The sequence below is a fragment of the uncultured Rikenella sp. genome (assembly GCF_947628055.1).
Lineage (GTDB): Bacteria > Bacteroidota > Bacteroidia > Bacteroidales > Rikenellaceae > Rikenella.
In genome coordinates, this window is the sequence record NZ_CANQYJ010000116.1 from 1 (window position 1) to 7,589 (window position 7,589).

Annotated in this window: 3 protein-coding genes and 2 pseudogenes; 4 read left to right on the forward strand and 1 reads right to left on the reverse strand. The window is 58.0% G+C overall.

Annotated elements, in window-relative coordinates; translation table 11 throughout:
- Positions 1-249 (reverse strand): annotated as a pseudogene (locus tag Q0Z93_RS09060) (metal-dependent hydrolase); the annotation flags it as partial.
- A 309-nt stretch (positions 250-558) separates the two neighbouring features.
- On the opposite strand from Q0Z93_RS09060, the gene cdaA reads away from it, so the two are divergent.
- From cdaA to Q0Z93_RS09080, 4 genes and pseudogenes are all read left to right on the forward strand, one after another.
- Complete coding sequence (gene cdaA, locus Q0Z93_RS09065; protein ID WP_298064759.1) at positions 559-1,335, forward strand: diadenylate cyclase CdaA; 777 nt, start codon at positions 559-561, stop codon at positions 1,333-1,335.
- Positions 1,336-2,501: 1,166 nt separating this feature from the next.
- On the forward strand, positions 2,502-6,101 hold the full coding sequence (gene nifJ, locus Q0Z93_RS09070; protein WP_298064762.1) for a pyruvate:ferredoxin (flavodoxin) oxidoreductase: 3,600 nt from the start codon (positions 2,502-2,504) through the stop codon (positions 6,099-6,101).
- Between the two features lie 329 nt (positions 6,102-6,430).
- Positions 6,431-7,279 (forward strand): M23 family metallopeptidase, encoded by an 849-nt coding sequence (locus Q0Z93_RS09075; protein WP_298064764.1) that lies wholly within the window; start codon positions 6,431-6,433, stop codon positions 7,277-7,279.
- 4 nt (positions 7,280-7,283) lie between these two features.
- Positions 7,284-7,589: pseudogene (locus Q0Z93_RS09080) on the forward strand (1-deoxy-D-xylulose-5-phosphate reductoisomerase); the annotation flags it as partial.

The window sequence follows — 7,589 nt, forward strand, 5'->3', positions numbered from 1 at the left end:
GGCCAGCCCCTCCTGGATGCCCATCACCCCCGGTCGTACCTCCTCCACCATCCGGACGACCGCCTCCCGGCGGTTGTCCCAGTAATTCGGCCCGTCGTCCGGATTCGCATAGCGGATATTGAACGTCATCACGCGCAGCTCCGAAGAGTCCGCAGCACCGGCCGATCCGGAAGACGAACCGCACGAAACGGAGGCAAGCCCTCCCAGCAGCAGCGCTGCCCCAAGCATTCGAGTGTATTTCCCAATCATAACTGTACAGGTATTTATCGGTTAGTCGCTTAACGGCGCTAAAGGTAACCAAAATAGCCGAAAAACCGGACACGGCGGCTTCGGAACCGGCGCGAGCCGAAAAAATGCCGGTGCTGTATCCAACCGCCTGACGACATACCCGGCGGCGAGGGCAAAATGGGGAGATACGGGGTGCTCGAAAAAGTGTTATCTTTACGGGACATTCGCCGGCTGGCGGTACGGTCGCCGGCGCCGGGTAAAAGCGGTTTCCGCCGGGCGGCCCGAGGGACTGCCTCGCACGCGGAAAGCCTCAAATCAGGAAAAAGGATTATGGATTTTATCAGTATCAGCCTGCTGGACGTGGTCGACGTGCTGGTCGTGGCGCTGCTTTTCTACCAAGTCTACCGCATGATCCGCGGCACGGCGGCGATGACCATCTTTGCGGGAATATTTATCGTCTACCTGCTGTGGGTGGTGGTCAAGGCGCTCAATATGACTTTGTTGAGCTCCATTATGGGGCAAGTGATCGGCGTGGGGGTGCTGGCCTTGATCATCGTGTTCCAGCAGGAGGTGCGGCGTTACCTCCTGTTGTTGGGGAGCCGTTATTCGCGGGCCAAGAACCGCTTCGTGCGGCGCATTTTCCGCTCGGCGGGGCGGGGTGCGCAGGTGGCATGGGCGGAAGATGTGGCCAAGGCGTGCCGCGACATGGCCTCGACCTATACCGGAGCTTTGATCTGCATCGAACGGCAGGGCGACCTGGAGGTCTACGCTTCGACAGGGGATATCATAGACGCACGGATCGACGTGCGGCTGATCGAGAGCATCTTTTTCAAGAACAGCCCGCTGCACGACGGCGCGATCATCATCAAGCAGGGGCGGATCCATGCGGCGCGGTGTATCCTGCCTTCGTCGGACAACCCGCACATTCCGCAGCATTACGGGATGCGGCACCGGGCGGCGATCGGGCTGACGGAGCACAGCGATGCGGTGGTGGTGGTGGTTTCCGAGGAGCGGGGCAAGATTTCGATCGTCGAGGCGGGCGAGATCATGACGGTGACGGATCCGGAGACGATGGGGGAACGGTTAGAGCGGATTTTGTCGGCGTAATTTTGGCGGTTTCTTTGGCGGCGTTCCCGAAAAATCCCTAACTTTGTAGCGTACAGGATACATGTCCTGCTGTTATTTGAAATCCCGTTCTTAGTGCCGACCGTACCGTCCTGTTTTTGTAAGGAAAGAACTCGTTTCTTGGCCGTTTCAAGGTGAGACAAGGTGCTTGGGGGGCTTTTGCGTGTTCTTTTATTCTTTGCGATCGGGCCGGAGCCAGCGGGGCTTTGGGGTAGAGGCGGCCAATAAAACAGCCAACGGCTGCGGCTCGCGTGCCGGGCGGCACCGCCCGCCCGGCGTAAGGGCAGTTTTCTCCGGTTAAGGCGGTGCAAGCTCTCCAATTCGCGTGCCGAGCGGCACCGATACCGCGCGCGACAGCTGGAGTAGGAAATCGTTCAAAAGCATGAATTGCTTTTGAACAGGATTTCCGCCAGCGCGCGGCTACAGCCCGCCCGGTTCTACGAACCGGATTTTCACCGGAGCTCGAGACAAGTACAGTTCCGAAAACATGTATATGACCCGGAGCCAGCGGAGAGGCAAACGAGCTCAGCGAGTTGCGCCCCTCCGCGGGGTGAGGCTGCAACCCGATACGGGGAAGATCATAGCTGAGCCGTCTTTCTCCGCACACGAAAGCCCTTCCGGAAGCGTCGCGTTTTGCCTTGAGGAAGCCGGGCTGAATGACCGGCTTTCGACAAGGCGAAACCGATTCCCGGTGACTTCTTTGCTTCCTTTCTTGGTCACCCAAGAAAGGAAGTGCCTCCGCGGCATGAGCGGTAAAGTGAAAAGAAAGTGCCCGCCCGGCAGGAGGGCAGCGAAGAAAAAGATTTCTTAAAGAAAAAACGCCGGTTTGAAACGATAAAAACGTACAGGTTGTTGCGATCCTTTGGATCGCTGGCCTCTGCGGTGCCGCCGGGCACTCCGACCGGGAGTTTGCTCAGCCTTAGGGGCGGGCGCGAGGCCGAACACAAAAACTTTTTAGTGTAGGTTTAATAAAACGGGGTGCAGCCTGCGGGATTAGGATTAGTTACAGCCCGCTCGCATGCCGGGCAGCACCGGGCAACGTCGGTTGTGAACAAAGAACCATACCGCCGCCAAAGAAAAAGACATTCAGATACACAAGTACACAAACGAAAAAGGCTTACAACTTAAATTCAACAATTTCGATAGCAATGGCAAATCAGAAGAAATTCATCACCTGCGACGGGAACTATGCTGCGGCGCACATCGCTTATATGTTCAGCGAAGTGGCAGCGATTTACCCGATCACGCCGTCTTCGACGATGGCAGAATATGTGGACGAGTGGGCTGCCGCAGGGAAAAAGAACATTTTCGGCGAAACCGTGCGCGTGCAGGAAATGCAATCCGAAGCAGGCGCGGCAGGGGCCGTACACGGATCATTGCAGGCGGGGGCGCTCACGACGACTTATACCGCTTCGCAGGGCTTGCTGCTCATGATCCCGAATATGTATAAGATTGCAGGGGAACTCTTGCCGGCGGTGTTCCATGTGAGCGCGCGGGCATTGGCCGCACAGGCCTTGTCGATTTTCGGAGATCACGCCGACGTGATGAGCGCAAGACAGACCGGGTTTGCCATGCTCGCTTCAGGGTCGGTGCAGGAAGTGATGGACTTGTCGGCAGTGTCGCATTTGACCGCGATCAAAGGGCGGGTGCCGTTCATCAACTTCTTCGACGGCTTCCGGACCTCGCACGAAATTCAGAAGATCGAAGAGTTCGACACCGAAGCGTTGCGCGGGCTGATCGATATGGATGCCCTCAAAGCTTTCCGCGAACGGGCTCTGAATCCGGAACACCCGGTGACCCGCGGGACGGCGCAGAACCCCGACATCTATTTTCAGAGCAGGGAAGCGGCCAATCGGTTCTACGATGCCGTGCCGGACATTGTGGCGGACTATATGGCGAAAATCAGCGCGATTACAGGGCGGACGTACAAACCGTTCGACTATTACGGAGATCCGGCTGCAGAAAACGTGGTCATCGCTATGGGCTCGGTGACCGAGACCATTAAGGAAGTGATCGACATGCTGCGCGCGAAAGGCGAAAAGGTGGGGCTGGTTTCTGTACACCTGTACCGGCCGTTCAGCGTGAAATACTTGGCGCAGGCGCTGCCGGATTCGGTACGGCGGATTTGCGTCCTCGACCGCACCAAGGAACCGGGGGCGAACGGCGATCCGCTCTATCTGGACGTCGTCGAAGCGTTCGCGACCGCACCGGAATTGGCCGGGCGGAAGCCGCTTATTATCGGGGGGCGGTACGGGCTGTCGTCGAAAGATACGACGCCGGCACAGATGATTGCTGTTTACGAAAACTTGGCGCAGAACGAACCGAAAAACCGCTTTACGGTGGGGATCGTCGACGATGTGACCTTCCGCTCGCTGCCGGTGGGCGAGGAAGTGGCGGCGGGAGATGCCTCCACGTATGAAGCCAGATTCATCGGGTTAGGTTCCGATGGGACGGTGGGGGCCAATAAGAACTCCATCAAGATTATCGGAGGGGCGACGGACAAGTATTGTCAGGCGTACTTCTCGTACGACTCGAAAAAGTCGGGGGGATATACCTCGTCGCACTTGCGGTTCGGCGACCGGCCGATCCGCTCCACCTATTTGGTGACGACGCCGAACTTCGTGGCGTGCCACGTGCCGTCGTACCTCGGGAAATACGACCTGCTCAAGGGATTGAAAGATGGGGGGACGTTCCTGCTGAATGCGGTGTGGGACGAAGAGACCACGAAAAAGCATCTGCCGGACGATATGAAACGCTACCTGGCGGAACATCATATCAACTTCTATATCATCAACGCGACGAAGATCGCAGCGGAATTGGGGCTGGGGTCGAGGACGAACACCATCATGCAGTCGGCATTCTTTAAGGTCAGCGGCGTGATTCCGTACGAAAAGGCCGTCGAAGAGATGAAAAAGGCGATCTACAAATCGTATGGGAAGAAGGGTGAGGATGTCGTCAACAAGAACTACGCCGCGGTGGAAGCGGGGGGAAAGAATGTGGTGAAGGTCGAAGTGCCGGCGGAATGGGCTTCCATTACCGTGGTTCCGAAGGCTGTCGATTCGACCCGGCCGGAGTTCATCACCAAAATCGTGGATCCGATCAATGCGCTGGCGGGGGACAACCTGCCGGTCTCGACTTTCGTCGGGCGTGAAGACGGGACGTGGGAAGCAGGAACGGCGGCTTACGAAAAGCGGGGGATTGCAGCCATGATCCCGGCTTGGAAATCGGAAAACTGTATCCAGTGTAACCAGTGTGCCTATATTTGTCCTCACGCAGCGATCCGTCCGTTCCTCGTGACGGAGGCCGAGGCGGCTGCGGCTCCGGCCGGGACGCCGTTCGTTCAGGGGACGGGGGCGTTCAAGGAGTACAAATTCAAGATTCAGGTCTCGCCGCTCGATTGTACCGGCTGCGGCAACTGTGCGAACATCTGTCCGGCTCCGAAAGCGAAGGCGCTGGTGATGGAACCGATGGAAGCGCAGCTCGCGGCGGAAGGGCCGAGATGGGATTATCTGCACGGCAAGGTGGGCTACAAGTCTACGGTGGCGGACAAGACCAAGTCGGTCAAGAACTTGCAGTTCGCGCAACCGCTGTTTGAGTTCAGCGGGGCTTGTGCGGGGTGCGGGGAGACGCCGTACATCAAGTCGATCACCCAGCTGTTCGGCGAACGGATGATGGTGGCCAATGCGACGGGATGTTCGTCGATTTACGGCGGATCGGCACCGTCGACGCCGTACTGCAAGAACCTGGCGTCGGGACGCGGGCCGGCTTGGGCCAACTCGTTGTTCGAGGACAATGCGGAATTCGGCCTGGGGATTCACATCGCGGTCGAAAAGATGCGCGACCGGCTGGCTTCGATCATGAAAGAGGCGATCGCGAATGGCAACGACTGCTCTGCGGAACTCAAGGCGGCGATGCAGGAGTGGATCGACGGCAAGAACGATGCGGCGGTTTCGGAAGCGGCGACCGCTAAACTGCTGCCGCTGGTCGAAGCGTGCGGCTGCGACTGCTGCAAGCAGATCATGGAACTGAAACAGTACTTGATCAAGAAATCGCAGTGGATCTTCGGCGGCGACGGCTGGGCGTACGATATTGGTTACGGCGGGCTGGACCACGTCTTGGCGTCGGGCGAAGATGTCAATGTGCTGGTGCTGGATACGGAGGTTTACTCCAATACGGGCGGACAGTCGTCGAAAGCTACGCCGGTAGGGGCGGTGGCCAAGTTCGCTTCGTCGGGTAAACGGATCCGGAAGAAGGACTTGGGGGCGATGGCGATGACGTACGGGTATGTCTATGTAGCGCAGGTGGCGATGGGGGCGAACCATAACCAGTACTTGCAGGTTTTGAAGGAGGCTGAGGCTTTCCCGGGGCCGTCGCTGATCATCGCCTACGCACCGTGTATCAACCACGGGAACAAAAACGGGATGGGCGTTTCGCAGCTGACGGAAAAACGGGCTGTGGAATGCGGCTACTGGCACTTGTGGCGTTTCAACCCGCTGCTGGAACGCGAGGGGAAGAATCCGTTCACGCTCGACTCCAAAGAACCGGACTGGTCGAAATTCCAGGAGTTCATTCACCAGGAGGTGCGGTACACGTCGCTCTTGAAGGCGTTCCCGCAGGAGGCGCAGGAGCTGTTCAACGCGAGCGAGGAGAATGCGAAGTGGCGGTATAACAGCTACAAACGCTATGCGGCGATGCATTATCAGCCGGAGACGGAGGTGGCTGCGGCTGAGGCGGCGGAGGTGAAGTAATAAAAGTTGGTGCGATTGCATGTTTGCGAACGAGTGGGTCTTCCGATCGGAAGACCCACTCGTTTTTCTGCATAGGTTTTGGGGCGGTAGTTACAGTCCTTTTACCCTCGGGCCGAGCTGTAACTACCCTTTCTTGGCAGGCGCCAGCGGGGCTTTGGGGTAGAGGCGGCCAATAAAACAGCCAACGGCTGCGGTTCGGGTGCAAGTGTCTGCGGCCCGCCCGCTGGCGAGGGAACCCAATATTTAACCCTACGATTAAGAATAAGGAATGGAATGTAAGGTCGGATTAAGCGGAAAAGACTATCTTTGTATATCTTAAAACAGACACAGTGAGATTCAGAGAGATCGTCGGATACCTCCGCGAGCGCAACAAACTATCCTTGCGCAACGTACGCACCGGGCAGGAGATATGGCACGTTTTCGTCAGCCGGATCAACATGGTATTGGCCGTGGTGGCCCTGCTTCTGATCCTATTCGTAGCCGTACTGACCACCGTGGCCTACACCCCCGTTCTCGACCTCATACCCGGTTATCCCGGCAGCCGATCGCGCGAAGCCCTGATCGCCAACATCATGAAACTCGACTCACTCTCCGCCGAAGTGAGCCGATGGGAAGAATACCACACCAATTTCGCCAAGATACTCGACGGCCAGGTACCCCTTTCCGAGACCGACACCCTGCGCAGGCAAGGTGTTAAAGGCACCGTCTCGTCGCGGATCGGACTCGACTCGGTGCTGCGCGGACAGATGACCGACGACAACTCGCCTTACCGTTTGAGCGAAGAAAACAACGCCCGCACACGGGCGGAAGTCACCTTCGAGATGCTGCCCCCGGTCAAAGGGATTATCGCCAAACCATTCTCGCCGAAGACAGGCATGTACGGCGTGGAGATCGCCCCGGCACCAAACCAGGTGGTACTCGCCGTGCTGGACGGAACCGTGATCCTCGACACGTGGAACCCGGAGACAGGCAACATCGTGGCGATCCAACACGGAGGAAACATGGTCACGATCTACAAACAAGTGGCCAAAGTGCTGAAAACCACAGGCGAACGCATCCGCGCGGGCGAAGCTGTAGCCGTGACAGGCCAGCTGACCGACAGCAAGATTCCGCATATGACCTTTGAACTGTGGTACAACGGGACAGCGGTGGACCCGGAAAACTACATCGTTTTTTAACCCTATGGCGCAGGAGCAAAAAAGACAGCGATTGGCCGTCTTAGGATCGACAGGATCCATCGGGACGCAGACACTGGACATCGTGCGGGCCTACCCGGAGCTGTTCGAGGTCGAGATGCTGGCAGCCAATACGAGCTGGGAGACCCTTGCGCAGCAGGCGATCGAGTTTGAACCCGACTGCGTCGTGATTGCAGACGACACTTTTTATGCCCCTTTGTCCGCTGCCCTTGCGCACCTGCCCATCAAAGTATATGCGGGGCGGGATGCGGCGGCCGCTTCTGTCACATCGTCGGGGGTGGATCCCGTGGTG